The sequence below is a fragment of the Paracidovorax anthurii genome, from assembly GCF_003269065.1.
GTDB lineage: Bacteria > Pseudomonadota > Gammaproteobacteria > Burkholderiales > Burkholderiaceae_C > Paracidovorax > Paracidovorax anthurii.
Genome location: NZ_QLTA01000071.1, coordinates 1 through 21,018 on the forward strand (window position 1 = coordinate 1; position 21,018 = coordinate 21,018).

Annotated in this window: 20 protein-coding genes and 2 pseudogenes; 8 read left to right on the forward strand and 14 right to left on the reverse strand. The window is 71.5% G+C overall.

The window, feature by feature from the left end:
* Positions 1–347: 347 nt before the first annotated feature.
* From AX018_RS22520 to AX018_RS22545, 6 genes are all read right to left on the reverse strand, one after another.
* Complete coding sequence (locus AX018_RS22520; RefSeq protein ID WP_111882188.1) at positions 348–665, reverse strand: NIPSNAP family protein; 318 nt, start codon at positions 663–665, stop codon at positions 348–350.
* A 149-nt stretch (positions 666–814) separates the two neighbouring features.
* Positions 815–1,927 (reverse strand): alkene reductase, encoded by a 1,113-nt coding sequence (locus tag AX018_RS22525; RefSeq protein WP_111882142.1) that lies wholly within the window; start codon positions 1,925–1,927, stop codon positions 815–817.
* Positions 1,928–2,132: 205 nt separating this feature from the next.
* Positions 2,133–2,741 carry a glutathione transferase GstA gene (gene gstA / locus AX018_RS22530; RefSeq protein WP_111882145.1) on the reverse strand — a complete coding sequence of 203 codons (609 nt, stop codon included), beginning with the start codon at positions 2,739–2,741 and terminating at the stop codon, positions 2,133–2,135.
* 100 nt (positions 2,742–2,841) lie between these two features.
* Complete coding sequence (locus AX018_RS22535) at positions 2,842–3,312, reverse strand: RidA family protein (RefSeq protein ID WP_111882147.1); 471 nt, start codon at positions 3,310–3,312, stop codon at positions 2,842–2,844.
* Positions 3,313–3,391: 79 nt separating this feature from the next.
* Positions 3,392–3,673: a YkgJ family cysteine cluster protein gene (locus AX018_RS22540; RefSeq protein WP_111882150.1), complete on the reverse strand. Its 282-nt coding sequence runs from the start codon at positions 3,671–3,673 to the stop codon at positions 3,392–3,394.
* 11 nt (positions 3,674–3,684) lie between these two features.
* Complete coding sequence (locus AX018_RS22545) at positions 3,685–4,266, reverse strand: NADPH-dependent FMN reductase (RefSeq protein ID WP_111882153.1); 582 nt, start codon at positions 4,264–4,266, stop codon at positions 3,685–3,687.
* Positions 4,267–4,538: 272 nt separating this feature from the next.
* Here AX018_RS22545 and mnmG point away from each other — a divergent pair, with 272 nt between their 5' ends.
* The 6 genes and pseudogenes from mnmG (at position 4,539) to AX018_RS22575 (ending at position 10,250) form a co-directional block, all read left to right on the forward strand.
* On the forward strand, positions 4,539–6,506 hold the full coding sequence (mnmG, locus tag AX018_RS22550; RefSeq protein ID WP_111882156.1) for a tRNA uridine-5-carboxymethylaminomethyl(34) synthesis enzyme MnmG: 1,968 nt from the start codon (positions 4,539–4,541) through the stop codon (positions 6,504–6,506).
* Positions 6,507–6,520: 14 nt separating this feature from the next.
* Positions 6,521–7,234 carry a 16S rRNA (guanine(527)-N(7))-methyltransferase RsmG gene (rsmG, locus tag AX018_RS22555; protein WP_111882191.1) on the forward strand — a complete coding sequence of 238 codons (714 nt, stop codon included), beginning with the start codon at positions 6,521–6,523 and terminating at the stop codon, positions 7,232–7,234.
* A 30-nt stretch (positions 7,235–7,264) separates the two neighbouring features.
* Positions 7,265–7,842: pseudogene (locus tag AX018_RS22560) on the forward strand (LysE family translocator).
* Between the two features lie 49 nt (positions 7,843–7,891).
* Positions 7,892–8,662 carry a ParA family protein gene (locus AX018_RS22565; protein ID WP_111882159.1) on the forward strand — a complete coding sequence of 257 codons (771 nt, stop codon included), beginning with the start codon at positions 7,892–7,894 and terminating at the stop codon, positions 8,660–8,662.
* 91 nt (positions 8,663–8,753) lie between these two features.
* On the forward strand, positions 8,754–9,299 hold the full coding sequence (locus tag AX018_RS22570) for an RBBP9/YdeN family alpha/beta hydrolase (protein WP_111882162.1): 546 nt from the start codon (positions 8,754–8,756) through the stop codon (positions 9,297–9,299).
* Between the two features lie 12 nt (positions 9,300–9,311).
* The gene (locus AX018_RS22575) at positions 9,312–10,250 is read left to right on the forward strand and encodes a ParB/RepB/Spo0J family partition protein (RefSeq protein WP_111882164.1); all 939 of its coding nucleotides are present in this window, start codon (positions 9,312–9,314) and stop codon (positions 10,248–10,250) included.
* A gap of 44 nt (positions 10,251–10,294) precedes the next feature.
* Here the strand turns inward: AX018_RS22575 and AX018_RS22580 are convergent, their stop codons facing one another.
* From AX018_RS22580 to AX018_RS22615, 8 genes are all read right to left on the reverse strand, one after another.
* A complete protein-coding gene (locus AX018_RS22580) occupies positions 10,295–11,248 on the reverse strand; it encodes a lysylphosphatidylglycerol synthase transmembrane domain-containing protein (RefSeq protein WP_111882167.1) in 954 nt (317 codons plus the stop codon).
* A 10-nt stretch (positions 11,249–11,258) separates the two neighbouring features.
* Entirely contained in the window at positions 11,259–11,690 is a 432-nt protein-coding gene (locus AX018_RS22585; protein WP_111882170.1) for a GtrA family protein, read from the reverse strand.
* Positions 11,687–13,033 (reverse strand): NAD(P)/FAD-dependent oxidoreductase, encoded by a 1,347-nt coding sequence (locus AX018_RS22590; RefSeq protein ID WP_111882173.1) that lies wholly within the window; start codon positions 13,031–13,033, stop codon positions 11,687–11,689. Before AX018_RS22590 ends, AX018_RS22585 begins: the two co-directional genes overlap by 4 nt.
* Positions 13,033–13,974 carry an NAD-dependent epimerase/dehydratase family protein gene (locus AX018_RS22595; protein WP_111882176.1) on the reverse strand — a complete coding sequence of 314 codons (942 nt, stop codon included), beginning with the start codon at positions 13,972–13,974 and terminating at the stop codon, positions 13,033–13,035. Before AX018_RS22595 ends, AX018_RS22590 begins: the two co-directional genes overlap by 1 nt.
* 42 nt (positions 13,975–14,016) lie before the next feature.
* On the reverse strand, positions 14,017–15,786 hold the full coding sequence (locus AX018_RS22600; protein WP_111882194.1) for a hypothetical protein: 1,770 nt from the start codon (positions 15,784–15,786) through the stop codon (positions 14,017–14,019).
* 14 nt (positions 15,787–15,800) lie between these two features.
* Entirely contained in the window at positions 15,801–16,574 is a 774-nt protein-coding gene (locus tag AX018_RS22605; protein WP_111882178.1) for an SDR family NAD(P)-dependent oxidoreductase, read from the reverse strand.
* Between the two features lie 64 nt (positions 16,575–16,638).
* Positions 16,639–17,946, reverse strand: coding sequence for an FAD-binding oxidoreductase (locus AX018_RS22610; protein ID WP_111882181.1), 1,308 nt, complete (start codon positions 17,944–17,946; stop codon positions 16,639–16,641).
* Positions 17,940–19,412 (reverse strand): UbiA family prenyltransferase, encoded by a 1,473-nt coding sequence (locus AX018_RS22615; RefSeq protein ID WP_111882183.1) that lies wholly within the window; start codon positions 19,410–19,412, stop codon positions 17,940–17,942. Before AX018_RS22615 ends, AX018_RS22610 begins: the two co-directional genes overlap by 7 nt.
* 160 nt (positions 19,413–19,572) lie before the next feature.
* On the opposite strand from AX018_RS22615, the gene AX018_RS22620 reads away from it, so the two are divergent.
* Both AX018_RS22620 and AX018_RS22625 read left to right on the forward strand, forming a co-directional pair.
* Positions 19,573–20,304 carry a class I SAM-dependent methyltransferase gene (locus AX018_RS22620; RefSeq protein ID WP_111882186.1) on the forward strand — a complete coding sequence of 244 codons (732 nt, stop codon included), beginning with the start codon at positions 19,573–19,575 and terminating at the stop codon, positions 20,302–20,304.
* Between the two features lie 251 nt (positions 20,305–20,555).
* Positions 20,556–21,018: pseudogene (locus tag AX018_RS22625) on the forward strand (peptidoglycan-binding protein); the annotation flags it as partial.

The window sequence follows — 21,018 nt, forward strand, 5'->3', positions numbered from 1 at the left end:
GCTTGGGTATGGCTTTCTTTTCACCCCAGGATTGTCGGGGGAGATCGTAAACACGCTCTTAGAACGTGTTCACGATCTCGCAGGGGTCGCGTTGGAGCGCAATCGGGATGAGTGGATGCCTCGGATGCGCCGCATGGGCTCGTGCCCATGCAAGCAGCCGGGGCGTTCAATCGCCCGATTTCGCTCCAACCCTTCGGGCAGTGGCGTGTGCGGGCGGTCTGCGGCGTTGCGGCGCTAGCCCATAGCCGGGCTATGGGCGGCGCACCGCGCCTTGCATCCCCTCCCGCACACGCCACTGCGCGACCCCTGGGAGATCGTGAACACGTTCTTAGATCGTGGACACGTCCTCAGTCGGCCGCCGGCCCGAACACCGGCCGGAAGAAACTGCGTTCGTAGCTCAGGATGCAGCGCGTCTCCTCCGCGTAGCGGAAGGCCGCGAGGCATTCGGCGTCCTGCATCGACTGCTGGCGGTAGGTTTCGTAGGCGGCGAACGAGGGGAAGGTGAACATCGCCAGCGCGATGTTGTTGGCGCCTTCCGAGGGCAGGAAGTAGCCGTGGTGCCGGCCGCCGAATTTCTCCACCAGCGGAATCCAGATCCGGCCGTAGTGCTCGAATTCAGCCAGCTTGTAGGGGTCGATGACGTAGCGCAGGGTGCAGGTGATCATGGTCTCGGTCACTATGTTTTTGATAGCTGATCATGCAGCAGATACGGCGACATGGAGGCAAAAAGGCTTGAAAAACCCTTCCCTCCACGGCCCAGGGGCCACGCACGGGCCCCCGGGGCTGGTGCAGGGCGCGCGCCCCGGCGGGGCGGTCAGGCCAGCGCCGGGTAGTCGATGTAGCCTTGCTCGCCGCCGCCGTAGAAGGTCTTGGAGTCCCAGGCGTTGAGAGGCGCGCCCGTGCGCAGGCGCTCCACCAGGTCGGGGTTGGAGATGAAGGGCCGGCCGAAGGCCACGATGTCGGCCGCGCCGCTTTCCACCGCCTGCGCGGCCAGCCGGGCGTCGTAGCCGTTGTTGACCATCCAGGCGCCCTGGCCGCCGGCCGCGCGGTAGGCGGCCTTGAGGGCGGCGTAGTCGAAGGGGCGGCTGTCCACCTCGCGCGGGCCGCCGGTGGCGCCCTCGATGATGTGGACGTAGGCCAGGCCCAGGGGGGCGAGCTGGCGGACCACGTAGTCGAAGAGCGGCTGCGGATGGGCGTCCACGATGTCGTTGGCCGGCGTGACGGGCGAGAGGCGGATGCCCACCTTGCCGCCGCCGATGGCGTCCACCACGGCGCGCGTGGCCTCCAGCAGCAGGCGGGCGCGGTTCGGGATGCCGCCGCCGTAGTCGTCGGTGCGCTGGTTGGCGCCGGTCTTGAGGAACTGGTCGAGCAGGTAGCCGTTGGCGCCATGGACCTCCACGCCGTCGAAGCCGGCCGTGCGCACGGCATTGCGCGCGGCGGCGGCGTAGTCGTGCACGATGCCCGGCAGCTCTTCGAGCGCGAGCGCGCGCGGGGCCGAGGTGGGCACGAAGCGGCCCTCGCCGGTGGCGCGGTCCACCAGATAGGTCTTGGACTGGGCGGTGACGGCCGAGGGCGCCACGGGCGCGCCGCCTTCCGGCTGCAGGTCGTTGTGCGAGATGCGGCCCACGTGCCAGAGCTGCGTCACGATCTTGCCGCCGCGTGCGTGGACGGCGGCCGTCACCTTCTTCCAGCCGTCGAGCTGCTCGGTGCCGTAGAGGCCCGGCACGTCGGCATAGCCCTGGCCCTGGTGGCTGATGGCGGTGGCCTCGGAGATGAGCAGCCCGGCGCTGGCGCGCTGCGCGTAGTAGGTGGCGGTGATGTCCTGGGGAATGGCATCGGGCGCGCGGTTGCGGGTGAGGGGCGCCATCGCGATGCGGTTGGCCAGCGCGAGGTCGCCGGCCTGGAGGGGATCGAACAGGGAGGGCATGGTTCTCCTGGGGCAGTCGTTCAACAACAAGGGAGCCGGCACCTTACCGCCAATCGCGCCGCCCTGCAGTGTGCGCACGCAAGACAGGTAAAGCCCTCCCGTGGTAGGCGGCCCGGCCTGTCGCCCGCCCGTAAAAAAGCGCCCCGGAGGGCGCCCCATGCGGTGCGGGGAAGGGCGCCGCGCGCCGCCCCTGCCGCCCTGCCTTTTACTTCAGCAGGCCCTCGGCCTTGAGGGCCGCCTGCACGGCCGGGCGGGCGGCGATGCGCTCCGTGTAGGCCGTCAGGTTCTTGAGGTGCGAGAGATCCACGCCCACGTGCTTGCCCCAGCCGCAGACGGTGAACAGGTAGCCGTCGGCCACGCTGAAATGCTCGCCCAGCAGCCAGTCCCGGCTGGCGAGCTGTTCGTCCACCCATTGCAGGCGCGAGAGCAGCTTTTCGCGCGCGATGGCCTTGTAGGCGTCGGGCGTGGCGGGGTTGAAGAGGGGGCTGAAGCCCTTGTGCAGCTCGGTGCTGATGAAGTTCAGCCACTCCTGCAGGCGGTAGCGTGCGAGCGTGCCGTTGGCGGGCGCGAGGTTCTTGTGCGGGGCCTGGTCGGCGATGTATTGCACGATGGCCGGGCCCTCGCGCAGGCGCGTGCCGTCATCGAGTTCCAGCAGCGGCACGTAGCCCAGCGGGTTGATCGTGTAGTAGTCGGTGCCGTCCTGCAGCTTGTGGCTCTTGGTGCTGGCGAGCACTGGTGTGTAGGCCAGGCCGGCCTCGTGCAGGGCGATGTGGGGGGAGAGCGAGCAGGCACCGGGACTGTAGTAAAGCTTCATGGTCTGGTTTCTGAAGGCAATTGGACAAGCCCTAAATCCTATAGCGAACCGCGGTTTCGTGCTGCCGTGCGGAATGGGTGGCGGTGCCTGCGCGGGCCGTTCACCCGGCGCTGGCGATCAGGTCCACCTCGACGGTGGCGCCCTTGGGCAGCTCCAGCACGCCCACCGAGGTGCGCGTGTGCGTGCCGGCCTCCTGCAGCACTCGCAGGAGCACGTCCGATGCGCCGTCCGCCACCTCGCTCTGCTGGGTGAAGCCCTCGGCGGAGCGCACGTAGACCGTGATGCGCAGCAGCTGCGTGACGCGGTCCAGCGAGCCCAGCGTCTGCCGCAGCAGCGCGAGCGCCCGCATGGCGCAGATGCGGGCGGCGCGCTGCGCCTCGGCCAGCGGCACGTCGCCACCGGCCCGGCCCGTCACGACCACTTCATTGCCCACGCGGGGGATCTGCCCGCTCACATACACCTCGCTGCCATGGCGCACCGCGGGCGTGTAGTGGCCGCCGATCTTGATCTCTCCGTTGAAGTCGTAGCCCAGTTCCTGGGCGATGGCCTGGAATTCCGTTTCGCGTGACATGGAGGCTCCGGTCGATGAGGGATGTCCAGTCTAGGGCCTGTACGGCGCGAGGAATCCGTCCCGGCACCGGAGGCCGGCGTCAGTCCGGCAGTGCGCCCACGCCCGGCGCCGTGAGGGCTTCCAGCCGGCCGAGCCAGGCCATGGCGTGCTCCCGCGTCGTGCCGCACATCGCCGCGCCGGGCTGGAGCGATCCGCAGACCGCCGGCCGCCCGGGCGCGCCGAAGACCTTGCAGCGCAGCTCTGCGTCGAGCTGCACGCAGGGCACGCCCGCCGGCTTGCCCCCGGGCATGCCGGGGATGGGGCTGCTGATGGAGGGAGCGATGCAGCAGGCGCCGCACCCGGCGCGGCATTCCAGGGCCATGCGGATCGGTCTCAGGCGCCCAGGCGCTGGCCGGCCCAGAGCACCTGGTCCACCACCGCCCGCACGCGCTCGCGGTGCGTGGCATCCGCCAGCGCGCCCTGGGCGTCGAAGGCGCTGCCGGCATGGCCCAGCGCGAAGGCCTTGGGGGCCAACCAGCATTCCAGGTTGACCAGCAGGGGCGCGAGGTGGCTTTGCGAGCGCAGGCCGCCCAGCGCGCCGGGCGAGGCGCTCAGCATGCCCACCACCTTGCCGCGGAAGGGCAGGGTGCCGTCGCTCCACTGCGGGTGGCCGGCCACGGGGCTGGAGGCCCAGTCGAGGGTGTTCTTGAGCAGGGCGGTGTAGCTGCCGTTGTACTCGGGCGAGCAGACGATCCAGGCAGGGTGGGCGTGCAGGACTTCCTTCAGCCGCACCACGTCGGCGGGCGTGCCCCGGGCCTCCAGGTCGGCGTTGTAGAGGGGGATGTCGAAGTCCGACAGCTCCAGGAGCGTGGCGTCCGCACCCGCCTCGCGGGCGATCTCGGCCGTGGCGCGGGCGAGGCGGCGGTTGAAGGATTGCTGGCGGGTGCTGCCCGCGAAGACGAGGAGTTTTGGCATGGCGCCGATTGCAACACAGCCCGTGGGCAGGATTCCTGCAAGCCATGGTTTCACGTGAAACAACGGCGGCCGAAGGGCAGGTGGGCCGGTGCGCGGCAGGGGCGATGGGCGCGGATGTGGCGCGCCCGGGGCCGAAGTGGGAAAATCGCCGGCTTCCCCCAATCCCCCGCCCGCGCCTCGATGGCGCGGGCACGGCGCCTGCCGGCGGCCCGGCATGCGCCCTTCGTGTCCTTTTCGGGCCGCTCCCTCGTTCGAGGTCCGGAGCCATTTGCATGTTGTACCCCCAGGAATTTGATGTGATCGTCGTCGGCGGAGGCCATGCCGGCACCGAAGCCGCCTTGGCCGCTGCCCGCATGGGGAGCAAAACGCTGCTGCTCACCCACAACATCGAGACGCTGGGACAGATGAGCTGCAACCCCAGCATTGGCGGCATCGGCAAGGGCCACCTCGTGAAGGAGGTGGACGCGCTGGGCGGCGCGATGGCGCTGGCCACGGACGAGGGTGGCATCCAGTTCCGCATCCTCAACAGCTCCAAGGGGCCGGCCGTGCGGGCCACGCGCGCGCAGGCCGACCGCATCCTCTACAAGGCCGCGATCCGCCGCATGCTGGAGAACCAGCCCAACCTCTGGCTCTTCCAGCAGGCCGTGGACGACCTGATGGTGGAGGGCGACCGCGTGGTGGGCGCGGTCACGCAGGTGGGCATCCGCTTCCGCTCGCGCACGGTGGTGCTCACGGCGGGCACCTTCCTGGACGGCAAGATCCACGTCGGCCTGAACAACTACGCCGCGGGCCGCGCGGGCGATCCGCCGGCCGCGAGCCTGTCGGCGCGCCTGAAGGAGCTGCAGCTGCCCCAGGGGCGCCTGAAGACCGGCACGCCGCCGCGCATCGACGGCCGCAGCATCGACTTCAGCCAGTGCGAGGCGCAGCCCGGCGACGGCATGCCCGGCGGTGTGAACGAGGGCGCGGTGCCGGTGTTCAGCTTCATGGGCAGCACGGCCATGCACCCGCGGCAGGTGCCGTGCTGGATCACGCACACCAACGAGCGCACGCACGAGATCATCCGCTCGGGCTTCGACCGCAGCCCCATGTTCACCGGCAAGATCGAGGGCGTGGGCCCGCGCTACTGCCCGAGCGTGGAAGACAAGATCAACCGCTTCGCCGACAAGGACAGCCACCAGATCTTCCTGGAGCCCGAGGGGCTGACCACGCACGAGTTCTACCCGAACGGCATCTCCACCAGCCTGCCGTTCGACGTGCAGTACGACCTCGTGCGCAGCATGAAGGGGCTGGAGAACGCGCACATCCTGCGCCCCGGCTACGCCATCGAATACGACTACTTCGACCCGCGCTCGCTCAAGAGCAGCTTCGAGACGCGGCAGATCCAGGGCCTGTTCTTCGCGGGCCAGATCAACGGCACCACGGGCTACGAGGAGGCGGCGGCGCAGGGCCTGTTCGCGGGCCTCAACGCGGCCCTGCAGTGCCGGGGCGACGCGCCCTGGCTGCCGGGCCGGGGCGAGGCCTACCTGGGCGTGCTGGTGGACGACCTCATCACCAAGGGCGTGACCGAGCCCTACCGCATGTTCACGAGCCGCGCCGAGTTCCGCCTGCAACTGCGCGAGGACAACGCCGACATGCGCCTGACCGAAGCGGGCCGCCGCCTGGGCCTCGTGGACGATGCCCGCTGGGATGCCTTCAGCCGCAAGCGCGATGCCGTGGCGCGCGAAACCGAGCGCCTGAAGGCCACCTGGGTGAACCCGCGCATCCTGCCGGCCGAGGAATCGGCGCGCGTGCTGGGCAAGGCCATCGAGCACGAATACAACCTCTTCGACCTGCTGCGCCGGCCCGATGTGTCCTATGGAGCCCTCATGGGCATGGATGGCGGCAAGTACGCCTCGGCCGATGTTTCACGTGAAACGCTGGCCGACCTGAGCGAGCCCGTGATCGAGCAGGTGGAGATCGCCGCCAAGTACGCCGGCTACATCGACCGGCAGAAGGACGAGGTGCAGCGCGCCGCGCACTACGAGAACCTGCGGCTGCCCCCGGAGCTGGACTACATGCAGGTGGCCGCGCTCTCGATCGAGGTGCGACAGAAGCTGCAGAAGCACCGCCCCGAGACACTGGGGCAGGCCTCGCGCATCTCCGGCGTGACGCCGGCGGCGGTATCGCTGCTGCTGGTGCACCTGAAGAAGGGGGGCTTCCGGGGGTTCTCCGCCCAGCCCGGGGCGGAGGTGGCGGCATGACGGCCGCCGTGCCGATGGCCGCCACGCTGGCCACATCGCTGGCCACATCGCTGGCCGGGCCGTTGCGCGATGGTGCCGCGGCCCTGGGCCTGCAGCTCACCGAGGCGCAGCACGCGCAACTGCTCGACTTCCTGGCCCTGCTGCAGAAGTGGAACAAGGTCTACAACCTCACGGCCGTGCGCGACCCGCACGAGATGCTCACCCACCACCTGCTCGACAGCCTCGCGGCCGTCGCGCCGCTGCGGCGGCATCTGGCCGGGCGGGGCGCCGCGGCGGCCCCCAGGCTGCTGGACGTGGGCTCCGGTGGCGGCCTGCCGGGCGTGGTCTTCGCCATCTGCTGCCCGGAGTTGCAGGTGCACTGCGTGGACACGGTGGCCAAGAAGGCGGCATTCATCCAGCAGGCGGCGGCTTCGCTGCGGCTGGGCAACCTGCACGGCATCCATGCGCGGGTGGAGACCCTGGCGGGGCCGTTCGACGTGGTGAGCTGCCGTGCCTTCGCGTCGCTGCCGGACTTCGTCGCGTGGTCGCAGTCGGCCATCGCCCCGGGCGGCACGTGGCTGGCCATGAAGGGCCGGCACCCCGCCGACGAGATCGCCGCGCTGCCGGCCTCGGTGGATGTGTTTCACGTGGAACCTCTGGCGGTGCCGGGGCTGGATGCCGAGCGCTGCATCGTCTGGATGCGCCCGCGCGACGGCGCCGGGGTATCTGCCGGCGGACCGCTGGCTTAAACTCGCGGCTCCATTTTTCGGGGGGTGCGGATGTTTGGCATTGCGGACTATGGCGCCTTCGTCGCCGCCATCGTGTTGTTCCTGGTCATTCCCGGTCCGGGCAACCTGGCGCTCGTCACCTCCACGGGCAAGGGCGGCGTGCGCGCCGGGCTGGCCGCCACGCTGGGCTTGATCGCGGGCGACCAGGTGCTGCTGTGGATGGCGGTGGCCGGCGTGGCCGCGCTGCTGGCCGCCTATCTGGCCTGGATGGGTGCCCGGATGCTTTTCGCCCGGCCCGGCCCGGCTCGGCGCCGGTGCTTGCCATCCAGCCGCGCCAGTATTTCCGGCAGGCCGCGCTCATTACCGTGCTCAACCCCAAGGCCATCGTGTTCTACATGGCCTTCTTCCCGCTCTTCGTCGATCCGGCCCGCCACCGCGGCCTGCTCACCTTCGGCGTGATGGCCGCCACCATCGCGGCGCTCACTTTCCTCTACGGCCTGACCGTGGTGCTGCTCACGCACCGCATGGCCGAGCGCATGCGGGCGCGGCCGGCCATCGCGCGGGCGCTGGAGAAGCTCGCGGGCATGTTCCTGATCGGGTTCGGCATCAAGCTGGCCGTGTCCCGGTAACGCGGGGCTCCCCTCTCCACCGTTTTTTCTGGTTTTCCTCTCCTCTTCCATGGCCAAGATCTTCTGCATTGCCAACCAGAAAGGCGGCGTCGGCAAGACGACCACCTCCGTCAACCTCGCCGCCGGGCTCGCCAAGGTGGGCCAGCGCGTGCTGCTGGTGGACCTCGATCCGCAGGGCAACGCCACCATGGGCTCGGGCGTGGACAAGCGCGCGCTGGAGCTCACCATCTACGACGTGCTGCTCGAATCCGCGTCCGTGCAGGAGGCGGCCGTGCTGTCGGAGCCGTGCGGCTATCGCGTGCTGGGCGCCAACCGCGAACTGGCCGGCGCCGAGGTGGAGCTGGTGGCGCTGGAGCAGCGCGAGCGCCGCCTGAAGAGCGCGCTCGCGGCGGTGGACAAGGATTTCGACTTCATCCTCATCGACTGCCCGCCCAGCCTCTCGATGCTCACGCTCAACGGGCTGTGCAGCGCGCACGGCGTGATCGTGCCCATGCAGTGCGAGTACTTCGCGCTCGAAGGCCTCACCGACCTCGTCAACACCATCAAGCAGGTGCACGCCAACCTCAACAAGGACCTGCAGATCATCGGCCTGCTGCGCGTCATGTTCGACCCGCGCATCACCCTGCAGAGCCAGGTGAGCGAGCAGCTCAAGGACCACTTCGGCGACAAGGTGTTCGACACCGTGATCCCACGCAACGTGCGCCTGGCCGAGGCCCCGAGCTACGGCCTGCCGGGCGTGGTGTTCGACCCCGGCGCCAAGGGCAGCCAAGCCTTCGTGGACTTCGCCCGCGAGATGGTCAAGCGCGTCAAGCGCATGTGAACACGTTCTGGGCGCCTCTATGGCCCGGTTGGATGCCAAAGTGCCTCCATGTCGATGGTTTTTCTACATAGTTTGCTACTGATTCAATAGCATGAAGCCTGAAAACGTGCTCATCCTGCCGGGCTGGCAGAACTCCGGCCCCGACCACTGGCAAAGCCGCTGGGAGCGCCTGCACGGCTACCGGCGCGTGGAGCAGCACGACTGGATGCGCCCGCTGCGCGGCGACTGGTCCGCGCGGCTGGAGGAGGTGGTGGGCGACGCCGACGGCCCCGTGCTGCTCGCGGCCCACAGCCTGGGCTGCATCCTCACGGCGTGGTGGGCGGCGCACACGCGCCACGCCCACAAGGTGCGCGGCGCGCTGCTGGTGGCGCCGGGCGACGTCGAGCAGCCCGACATCGCCGCGCAGTTGCCCGGCTGGACGCCCATCGCGCGGCAGGCCCTGCCGTTCCCGTCCGTGCTGTTCGGCAGCCAGGACGATCTCTATTGCCGCCTGGAGCGCGCGCAGGCCCTGGCCGACGCCTGGGGCGCGCGCTTCGTGGATGCCGGCGCGCGCGGGCACCTGAATGCCGAATCGGGGCTGGGCGACTGGCCCGAGGGGCATGCGCTGCTCCAGGACATGATGAAGACGAAAGACTGACGGAAAGCTCCCATGGTCACCAAAAAACCCAAGGGCCTCGGACGCGGCCTCGAAGCACTGCTGGGCCCCAAGGTCACGGAGGCGGCCACGCCGGACGCCGGCGCGGCCGGTGCCTCGGCCAGCGGCGCGCCCGCCACCCTGCTGCTCGACGACATGGTGCCCGGCATCTACCAGCCGCGCACCCGCATGGACGAGGGCGCGCTCTACGAGCTGGCCGAGAGCATCAAGGCCCAGGGCATCATGCAGCCCATCCTCGTGCGCCGGCTGGCGCAGGGCGAGAACGCGGGCCGCTACGAGATCATCGCGGGCGAGCGGCGCTTCCGGGCCGCGCGCATCGCCGGGCTGGCCGAGGTGCCGGTGCTGGTGCGCGACGTGCCCGACGAGTCCGCCGCGGCGATGGCGCTCATCGAGAACATCCAGCGCGAGGACCTGAACCCGCTCGAAGAGGCCCAGGGCCTCGCGCGGCTGGTGAAGGAATTCGGCCTCACGCACGAGCAGGCCGCGCAGGCCGTGGGCCGCTCGCGCAGCGCGGCCAGCAACCTGCTGCGCCTGCTGAACCTGGCCGAGCCCGTGCAGACCATGCTGATGGCGGGCGACATCGACATGGGCCACGCGCGCGCGCTGCTGTCGCTGGACCGCGCCGCGCAGATCACGGCGGGCAACCAGATCGCGGCGCGCAAGCTCTCGGTGCGCGAGGCCGAGGGGCTGGTGAAGAAGATCGGCGCCGAGTTCAGCCTCACGCCGCAGAAGCCCCGCAAGGACGCCAAGTCGCGCGACCTCAAGCGCGTGGAGGAAGAACTCTCCGACCTGCTCATGGCCGAGGTGGAGGTGCGCGTGAAAAAGCGCGTGAAGCGCGGCGGCCGCACCGAGGAGGTGGGCGAGGTGGCGATCCAGTTCGGCTCGCTGGAGGCCCTCAACGGCCTCATCGAGCGCCTGCGCGGGGAAGGCTGAGGCCCTGGGGTGCCCGGCGGGGCCCGAAGGTCTTGCAGGGCGTTCTAGCGCGTTCTGCCCGCAGTGCCGCACGCGCGGCCCGTGCGCTCCAGCCAGGCCATGGCGCCGAAGCCGCAGGCCACGGCGAACCACATCGTGGCGAAGCGCACGCCCACGGCGGCGAGCGCTGCGGTGCCCAGCGGCACGGCATGCAGGGCCAGCAGCGCGATGAGGGTGGCCTCGGTGGTGCCGATGCCCGCGGGCAGCATCGAGGCCGCGCCGGCCAGCATGGCCGTGGGGTAGGTGGAGAGCGCCGCGCCCAGCGGTAGCGCGGTGCCCAGGCCCTGCAGCAGCCACGCGAAGGCTGCGGCGATGGCCGTCCAGGCCGTCAGCCCGAGCGCGAACGAAACCGCCATGTCGCGCGGCGTGAGCCAGAGCCGGCAGCCCGCGAGGCCCCGCGCCAGCGTGCGGCCCGCGCGCGCCACGCGCCGCCAGCCCGAGCGGCGCAGGCGCGCGGCCAGCCGCAGCAGCCACCCGGGCCGCGCGGCCACCACCGCGACGGCGCCGATCAGCGCCGCCACGAAGCCCAGCACGATGCCGAAGAGCCGCAGCGACGGAATGGCGAGCGCCGCGAGCAGCGCCACCGCGAGCAGGTCGAAAGCGCGCTCATAGACGAAGGCCGAGAGCGTGCGCGCGGCCGGCACGCCCCAGCGCGCGAAGTACCGCGCGCGCACCAGCTCGCCCACCTTGCCCGGCGTGGCCGTGAACGCGAAGCCCGCCAGGTAGCCCGCGAACCCCGCCATGCCCGGCACGCGGTGCCCCGCGCGGCGCAGCAGCCACTGCCAGCGTGCGTAGCGCAGGCCGTACGAGGCGAAGGAGAAGGCCGCCATGCCGGGCACCCAGGCGGCCACGCGCGGGAGCTGGGCGAAGACCTGGTTGTGCGCGTCGGCCCACACCAGCGCCGCCACGTAGGCGGCCGTGCAGGCCAGGGCGGCGGCGACGGCGGCGCGCGGGGTCATGGCCGCGCGGTCAGCCGGGGGCGCCGGGCTGCCCGGGCTTCTCGGCGAAGGACCAGCGCTTGTGGCCCAGGTAGCTTGTGAACACCGGCACCACCACGCCCACGGCGTGCGCGATCTCGGGCGCGAAGGCCGTGACGCCGAGCGCGGGCAGCACCCAGCGCAGCACAGCGATGCTCACGGCCCAGGTCTGCGCCACGGCCAGCAGGTTCACCAGCACGAAGAACATTGCCGACTTGTGCGCGGGCTGCGTGCTCGCCTTGAACACGAAGGCGCGCGCCAGCACGAAGGCCGTGCACATGCCCACGCCGTAGGCCGCCACCACCGCGGCCGAGAACGGCATCCAGTGGCTGAACGCGATGCGCGAGCCGAAGTTGGCGAGCGCCGCCACGCCACCCGTGACGAGGAAGGCCAGGAACTGCCGCGAGCGGAAGGCGGCGATCACGGCTGCGGTCCGTCCACGCGGGCGCTGGCCGCGTCGCGCGCCATGCGGCGGCCGAAGCCGATGCTCTCGGAGATGCCGCGGTCCTCGGGGTAGTAGTACGAGGTGTCGGCCACCCACAGGCCCTGCACGGGCAGCCGCACGGGCGGCAAGCCCTCCAGGTAGTTGGGCGGGCAGATCGGCTGCGCGTGGTGGTAGCGGCTCGCGCGCATCGCGAGGAAGTCGCCGTCCTGCAGCGCGGGGTTGATGGTGCGCAGGTAGCGGCGCACCTTGTCCAGGAACACCTGGTCGGGCTCGGCGTACTTGGGGTGCTCGCCGGGCATATAGAACGGCACGTAGACGATGGATTCGGGCAGCGGGCGCAGGTTGCTGTATTCGACGAGGCCCGGGATGTCCATGTCCGGGTCGTTCACGTTGAGCCAGAAGTTGTCGGAGAGCGGCTTGCGCAGCTTGGCGATCACGCAGACCACGGCGATGTTCTTCAGCGCCGCGAAGCGCGCGAGCACGTCCTGCGGCAGATCGGGCATGAGGCGCGGCACATAGGGCAGGGGCACGGTGCTCACCACCTTGTCGAAGGCCTCGAAGCCCTGAGCGGTCTCTACGCCCTGCACGCGGCCCGCCTCCATGCGCACCCGGGTCACGGGCGTTCCGAGGCGGATCTCGCCGCCGTGCGCGCGGATGTCGGCGGCCATGCCGTCCAGCAGCGTGGCGGAGCCGCCGTCCAGGTGGCCGAGCTTTTCCTGCATGAGGCTGTAGCGCGAGCGGCCGATGCGGCGGATGCGGCTCCAGATCCAGGCGGCCGAGAGGTTGCCCGCATGCTCGTAGAACTTGTAGTCGAACAGGCGCCGCCAGAGCACCTCGTAGGCCTCGGCGCCCACCCAGCGGCGGATCCAGCCCGTGGCCTCCACGCCGTCGAGCGGCTTCCAGTCGTCGCGCTGGGTGGAGAGGAAGGCGTGCAGGCCGTAGCGGAACTTGGCCACCAGCCCCAGGCCCTGGAAGCGCAGCAGCGCCACCGGGTTGCCCCAGGCCTGCAGGCGTTTTTGGTACCAGTAGCCCATGCGCGTGGCGCGCCAGTGCATCTTGCCGGCCAGGCCCAGTTCGTCCAGCACCTTCAGGAAGTCATGGTCCGATGTGCAGTGGAAGTGGTAGTAGCGCTCGATCGGCAGGCCGTCGAAGTCGAACATCGCGGTCATGCCGCCCACGCAGTCGTCGGCCTCGAAGACCACCGGCCGGTGGCCGTCGCGCGCGAGCTGGTAGGCCACGGCCAGGCCCATGGGGCCGGCACCGAGCACGGCGATGCGCTGGCTCGGCGCGGCGGCAGGGGTGTTGGCGGAAGGTGCGCTCATCAGAACTCCAGCACCACGCGGCTGTACTCCGGGTGGTGGAAGGTTTCGTGGATGGCCTCGGCGAAGGGCGTGGCGCGCACGCCGAAGATGCCGGGCCAGTCGATCACCTCGAACTCGTCGTGCGCCACCAGGGCCTTGAGCTGGTCGGCGGTGAAGGGCGGGTCGCGGTCGAAGAGCGCCCAGGTCTTGAGCAGCAGGGAGAAGAGGCCGCAGGGGATCTTCACGATGGCCGCCTTCGCGCCCGTGGCGGCCTTGATGGTGCGGATGATGTCGATGTAGTCCACCTTCTCCAGCCCCGTGATGTTGAAGATGCCGCCCACGCGGCGCTCCTCGATGCAGCGCACGATGATGCGGCAGAAGTCGGCCGCGTAGAGCGGCTGGCGCATGTAGCGGCCGCTGCCCGGGATCGGGAACACCGGCACCTTGCGCATGAAGCGCGAGAGCCAGCCCAGGTGCTTGCGGTCGAACCAGCCGAACATCAGCGTGGGCCGCAGCACCACGCAGGGGATGCCGCTGGCCAGCACCATCTGCTCCTGCGCGCGCTTGGTGTCGGTGTAGTGGTCCTGGGCCACCGATTCGACCACCGAGGAGCTGATGTGCACCGTGTGCGGGATGGCGTGGCGCTTTATCAGCGCCAGGATGCGTTCGGTCGAGGTGAGGTTGTTGCGCACGAAGGGCTCGGCCTGGGGCGCGCCGATCTGCGCCTGCAGCATGACCACGGCGTCGGCGCCCTCGAAGTGGCGCTCCCAGTCGCCGGGCTCGGCCAGGTCGGCGTGCTCGGCCACGATGTCCGGGTGCATGCGGCGCAGGATGTCCAGGTTGGCAGTGTGCTTGTCGAGCACCACGAGGTTGGCGTAGCCATGGAGCTTGAGGTGCGCGACGAGGTTCTGGCCGACGAGGCCGGCCCCGCCGGGCAGGACGATCTTGGTGGAATGCTTCATGGAGGAGGGGTGCATCTGTCGAGACGACGGGGAGGGCCCGCTTCAGTGCGTGGGCTCGGGCACGGGTGCCGGCAGCCGCAGGGCCACCGCGCAGTCCGTGCCGGGCGCCTGCAGCGTGACCGTGGAGGGGGCCGGGCCGGCGGAGTCCGGCACCCGCAGGTAGGCTGTGAACATGAGGTAGCGCGCCGTGGGGCCCTCGGCGGGCGGGGGCGGCGTGCGCTTGCGCCAGCGGTCGGGCAGGCCGTAGCCGGCCACCGTGCCGTCCGCCGCCACGAGCCGCACCGCGTCGATGCCCCGGGCCGCGCCCTCGGGCAGCAGCGCGCCGTGCACGCGCAGGAAGCGCGGCTCGCCGGGCAGGGACTCCACCGTGTCCACGAAGCCGTGGCAGCGGGCGGGCAGGGCCGGGGCCGGCGTGCCCAGGGCCTGCGCGGCCTGGGCGAGCGCGGGCGTGCCGAACACGCCGAAGCCCATCTCCGTGGCCTTGCGCGTCAGGCGCGTGCCGAGGTCCGGGTCCCAGATCAGCAGGCCGATGCGGCGCCCGTCGCGCACGCCCATCTCCAGCGCCAGCGCGCCGGTCATGCGCATGTGGCCGAGGTCGTTGCGCCGGATGTCGTTGTTCTGCACCCCGATCATCAGCGCCAGCAGCAGCACGAGCAGCGCGTTGCGCAGTGCGCGCGCCGCGCCGCGCAGCCCCGCCAGCCAGGGGCCGTGGAGGATGGCGAGCGCGGCCCAGGCCATGAGCGTGGGCGTGGTGTAGCGGCTCGACACCGCGTTCTCCAGCCCGAACTGCATGCGGCCGCCGGCCGTGGCGAAGGCGATGCCGCCGATGTAGGCCACGAAGGTCAGCAGCGCCAGTTCCAGCCGGTGCGCGCGGGGATCGCGCAGCGCCGGCACCAGCGCCGCCACCGCCAGCGCCACGAAGAGCAGGCCGAAGGCCTGGCCGACGCCCATCCAGGAGGGCTCCAGGTGGCCCGCGAGGTTCAGGAAGGGGCTGCCCAGGTAGAGCAGCGTGTAGCGCACCATGCCCAGCGGGTCGCCGCGCAGGCTGGCCAGCACGCTGCCGTGGGTGGGTGGCGCGGCGTAGTCGGCCGTGTAGGCCGCGATGCCGCCAGCCGCCAGCAGCGCCAGCACCGCCGCGCGGCGCCAGCCCAGGCGCGCCACGGCGGCATACAGCACCATCATGGGCAGGGCCATGATGCCGTTGATCATCGTGCCCACGCTGAGGACGCCCAGCGCGCACGCCGCCGCGAACCAGCCCCCCGAGGGCCCGCGCGCGGCGCGGTAGAGCGCGTAGAAGCCCGCGAGGGGCAGCAACTGCGCCAGGAAGAACTGGCTCTGGAAGGCCCAGGACAGGTTCTCCTTCTGCACCCACGAGAACAGCCACAGGCCCAGCAGCGTGACGGCGAAGACGGCCTGGCCGCGCGGCATACCGGGCAGGCGCTCGCGCAGGAACGCGTGGAACGTGGCGACGCCGCAGGCCACCAGCACGTAGTTCATGGCCAGAAGGAACACCTGCTGGCCGCCGAACCAGGCGTATTCCATCCAGAACAGCGTCTTGGCGAGCACGAGCCGGTGCTCGTTGAACAGCCGCCACCAGGCCTGCCAGCCCACGCCGGCCTGCGCATCGGCATAGAAGTCGATCGCCCCCCACATGTCCCACACGGGCACGGGCGTGTAGGTGCGCCAGGCGGCCACGGCGGTGAGCAGCGCATAGACGGCCGTGAACGCCAGCAGCAGCGCCAGCGGCAGGCGGCCCGCCCGGCCCGCGGGCGCGCGCGGGGGCGCATCGGAGGGGGTTGCGGGCGCGGGCATGCCGTGGCGCTCCGTCATATCTTCATCCGGTGGAAGACCCAGCGCGGCAGGCTGCGGATGATGCGCATGATCAGCGCCCATTTCGCGGGGGCATAGACCACGTACCTGCCGGCGTCCATGCCCCGCACGATCGCGCCGGCCACCTCCTCGGCGCTCGCGAGCCGCGCCCCGCGCGCCTTGAGGTGCGCCGTCATCGGCGTGTCCGTGGGGCCGGGCTTGACGAGCGTCACCCGCACGCCGGTACCCGCCAGGCGGTGCTGCAGCCCCTGCGCGTAGCGCTCCACGAGGCCCTTGGCGGCGCCATACACGTAGTTCGACTGCCGGCCCCGGTCGCCCGCCACCGAGCCGATGATGCCGATGCGGCCGTGGCCGCCGGCCCGCAGCGCGCCCGCGAACGTCTCGGCCCAGAGCACGGGCGAGACGCCGTTCACCTCCAGCGCCTGCCGCACGGCCGCCAGGTCCGCCTCGCAGGCCGTCTGGTCCGGCAGGTTGCCGTGCGCGATGAGCACGAGGTCCGGCGTGCCCGCCGCGCAGAGGTCGCGCACGGTGGTCGCGATGGCCGCGGGATCGACCAGGTCGCCCGCGAAGGCCTCCACGCGCGTGGCCGGCGCGCGCACCTGCAGGTCGGCCGCCACCGATTCCAGCCGGGCCGCATCGCGCCCCACCAGCACGAGCCGCTGCACACCGCCGCGCGCCAGCCAGAGGCGCGCGCAGTGCTGGGCGATGGACGAGGTGGCGCCCACGATGGCGATGGTGCGCGGCGGATGGGATGGGGAAGAAGAGGGCATGTCGTGCGAGGAAAAAAATGGCGGGCCGCTGCCGGCCCATGGGGTGGGGGCGCCGCCGCCGGCGTCAGTCGCCCAGCAGCCGCAGCGACAGGGCCGAGCGGATGCGCGGGTCGCGGTAGGGCAGGAATTCGTCCAGGCGCGGATAGCCGGCCTCGAAGAGCGCGCGCGGCATGCGCGCGTCCTTGGCGGGGTAGAGGCGCCCCGCGGCGGCGGCCACCACGGCGTCCAGCCGCTCGAAAAGGCGCAGCGTGGATTCGCCCCGGTGGGGGAAGTCCAGCGCCAGCGTGACGCCGGGCATCGGAAAGCTCAGCATGCCCGGCGCGGCGCGGTCGCCGAAGGTCTTGAGCACGCCGAGGAACGATCCCTGGCCCGACGCGCGGATCTCCCGCAGCAGTTCGGCCACGGCCTGCGGGCCCTGGTCGCGCGGCACCACGCACTGGTATTGGTGGAAGCCCCGGCGGCCGTAGATGCGGTTCCACTCCAGGAGGTTGTCCAGCGGGTAGAAGAAGGGCTCGAAATGTTGCGGCCGCCGTCCCGCGCCGAGCCGGTGCCGGTGGTAGTAGGCGGTGTTGAAGGGCCGCAGGCTCCAGCGGTTGACCAGGGAGAACGGCGGCGTGAAGGGCACGGAGCGCTTGCGCTGCGCGGGGGGGCGGGGCGGGGAGGCCAGGGGCCCGGGCGCGTGGTTGCCGCGCATGAAGATGCCCCGCGCATGGGCGCCCGAGAGGCAGTCGATCCACGACACCGTGTATTCCCAGCCGGCCTCGGAGGCGTCCGCCAGCGCGAAGAACTCCTCCAGGCTTTCGTAGGGCAGGGTCTCGGTGTCGAGCCACGGGCCCGGCACCCGCCGCAGCCGCAGGGTGGCCTGCGTCACCACGCCCGTCAGGCCCAGGCCGCCCACGGTGGCCGCGAACCAGTCGGGGCGCAGATCGGGGCCGCAGCCCACCAGCAGCCCGTCGGTGCGCAGCAGGCGCAGCGCGCTCACGTGGTCGCCGAAGCTGCCGTGCACGTGGTGGTTCTTGCCGTGGACGTCGTTGGCGATCGCGCCGCCCACGGTGGCGAACTGGGTGCCCGGCGTCACGGGCAGCATCCAGCCGCGCGGGACGAAGGTGCGCTGGATGTCGCGCAGCAGCACGCCCGCCTCGCAGGTCAGCTCGCCGGTGGACTCGTCCCAGGCGATGAAGCGGTCCTGCGCCCCGGTGGTCCAGAGCACGCCGCCGGGGTTGAGGCACACGTCGCCGTAGCTGCGGCCCATGCCGTGCGCGAGGCCCCGCTGGCCGGCCGCGAGCGGCAGCCGCGCGGGGGGGTGGTCGGCTAGCGGGTGCAGCGCGTGGTCCGCGGCCTGCAGGCGCCCCCAGGCATGGACCGCTACCAAGGGTGCTCCATGCGCGCCAGCGCCAGCCCGAACACCGCGCTCGCCGCGATGCTGGCCCGGTCCTTGAACGCGAAGACCAGCGGGTCGTCGTGCATCTTCCCGCGCGCCGCGCACAGCCACATCCAGCTCACCCAGAAGGCCATCACCGGTACCGTGACCCAGATCAGCCCGGGCGAGCGGTACATGAGCAGCACGGTGTCGCTGTTGAGGTAGAGCGCGAGCACCACCACCGCCGTGTAGCCGGCCGCCACGCCCAGGCTCTGCACCACCGGCGCGTCCGAGGTGAGGTAGCCGCGCCCGTGCGCCTGCGTCTTGCCCGCGGCCTGCTGCACCAGCAGCTCCGCGTAGCGCTTGACGAACGCCAGCGACAGGAACAAAAAGCCCGAGAACGCGAGCAGCCAGAACGACAGCGGCTGCGCCACGGCCGCCGCGCCCGCGACCAGCCGCAGGCTGTAGAGCACCGCGAGGGTGATGCAATCCACCAGCGCCCAGCGCTTGAGCACCAGCGAATAGGCCCAGGTGATCGCGAAATACGCCGCCAGCCACCCGAGGAAGGCCGGCCCCGCGAGCCAGGCCAGCGCGAGGCTGGCCGTGGCCAGCAGGGGCACGAGCGCCACCCCCTTCCAGGCCGCGAGCGTGCCGGAGGCGAAGGGGCGCAGCCGCTTGCGGGGATGCTGGCGGTCGCTCTCCAGGTCCAGCAGGTCGTTGGCCAGGTACACCGAGGAGGCGCACAGCCCGAAGGCCAGGAACGCCGGCAGGAGCTGCGCCCACGCGGCGCCGTCGGCCAGCCGGTGCGCCGCCAGCAGCGGCACGAAGAGCAGCAGGTTCTTGAGCCACTGGTGCAGGCGCAGGGCCTTGCGCCAGGCGGAGAGCCCGGCCGGCGGCGCGGGAAAGCTGCGCTCGACGTTGCCATGCGCGCGGGCCTGCCGCTCCACGGCGCCCGGCGCGTTGACCACGATGGCGGCGCGGGCCCGGCGCCACACCGGCAGGTCGGCCCTTGAGTTGCCCGCGTAGTCGAACCCGCGCTCGCCGAACCGCTCCACCAGCGCCTCGGCCTTGGCGGTGCCCGCGAGATTGCGCGCGCCGTCGCTGGCCATGACCAGATCGAAGCACCCCAGGTGGCGCGCGACGGCATCGGCGAGCGCCTGGTCGGAGGCGGTGCACAGCACGATGCGGCGCCCCCGCGCCTTCTGCTCGCGCAGCCACGCCACCAGGGGCGGGTGGTAGGGCAGCGTCGCCGCGTCCATGCGCACCCGCTCGGCCACCTGCCGCTTGAGCACGGCCTTGCCCCGGGCCAGCCACAGGGGCAGCGCCAGCACCTGCCATGGCGCGGTCCGTGCGAGCTGCAGCGAGGACTCGTGCAGCATGTCGGTGAGGATCAGCGTGCCGTCGAGATCCACGACCAGGGGAACGTCCTGCTCGGAAGAGGCGGGGGCGGGTGGGGGCGTGTCGAAAGGCGAAAGCACTCGGCGTGTGGACGTTGGCGGTCGGTGGTTGAAGTGGCGGGTGGGGGGCCGCCACGGGAAGCGGCGGGGTCGGAAGATTGTAGGAGCCGTGCGCCGGCGGCACGGCAGGGCGCCTCTACACTGCGGCACTCCGGCTCCTGCCGCCCTGCCCGCTGCCTCCATGTCCGTCCTGCCCTGGCCCCTGCCCGCCGTGATCGCGTGGGCCGCCGCATGGCTGGTTTTCGGGCTGCTGCGCGCGGGGCTGGGCGCCGCGCCGGTGGTGGCGTGGCTGCTGGCCAGTGCCGTGGGCGTGGTGGCCAGCGTCCGGGGGGGCACCGCGTGGCGGCGCGGGCTGATCGCGGCGGGGTTCCCGCTCTCGTTCGCGCTCTCGGGGGTCGCCAGCGTGCCGGCATGGGCCTGGCTGGCGCCGTGCGCGCTGCTGCTGGCGGTGTATCCGCTCCAGGCATGGCGGGATGCGCCGCTCTTTCCCACGCCGCGCGGGGCATTGAGCGGCCTGGCCGGGGCGGCCCCGCTGCCGCCCTCGGCGCGCGTGCTGGACGCGGGCTGCGGCCTGGGGGACGGGCTGCGGGCCCTGCGGGACGCCTACCCCTCGGCCCGCCTGGAAGGGCTGGAGTGGAGCTGGCCGCTGCGCTGGCTGTGCGCGCTGCGCTGCCCGTGGGCGCGCGTGCGGCGCGGCGACATCTGGCGCGCCGACTGGAGCGGCTACCAGTGCGTGTACCTCTTCCAGCGCCCCGAGAGCATGGAGCGGGCCTACGCCAAGGCCCGCGCCGAACTGGCGCCGGGGGCCTGGCTGGTGAGCCTGGAGTTTCCCGTGCCCGGCGAGCGGGCCGTGGCGCAACTGCGCGCCGCCTCCGGGGGCGGCCGGCTCGTCTGGGTCTATCGCATGCCATGAGATGAAACGACAACCCCCTGTGGCACTGCGCGCCTTCCTTCTTCTCCTTCGGGAAGGGGGGCGCCGCCGGGCGGTTGGGCGTGGGTGCGCGGCGCTATCATCCGGGCCGGCTGAAGGGTCTTGCCGGCACCGTGTGCCGGCGGGCCCTTCACGTCGCCGGAGGGCGTGCATTCCAAGACCGCCATCCCATCTCTCAACCCCTGCGGCCTGCCCATCGGCGGGCCGTTCCTTGATTCCGAAGAGGTTTCCCGATGTCCCGAAAGAACCTGCCCCTGCTGGCCGCCGCCAGCGCCGCCGCGCTGCTGCTCGCGGGCTGCGAGACCACGAACATGCGCATGGGCAGCGCGGAGTCGAAGACGGTGGCCACGGGTGCGGCGGCCGGCGAGGCATCGGCCAACGCGAGCAGCGACCTGCAGCGCTGCGCGTCGCCGCTGGGCACGGTGTCGCTGGTGGAGAACCAGCAGGCGGGCTGGTACACGATCCTGCGCAATGAGTACCGGCTGCCGCCGACATCGAACCTGCTGCGGCTCCTGATCCAGCAGTCGAACTGCTTCGTGGTGGTGGAGCGCAGCGCGGCGGGCATGGGGGCGATGAACCGCGAGCGGGCGATCATGCAGTCGGGCGAGATGCGCGGGGGCAGCAACTTCGGGCAGGGGCAGATGGTGGCGTCGGACTACGGCATGACGCCGGAGATCATTTTTTCCAACAGCGACG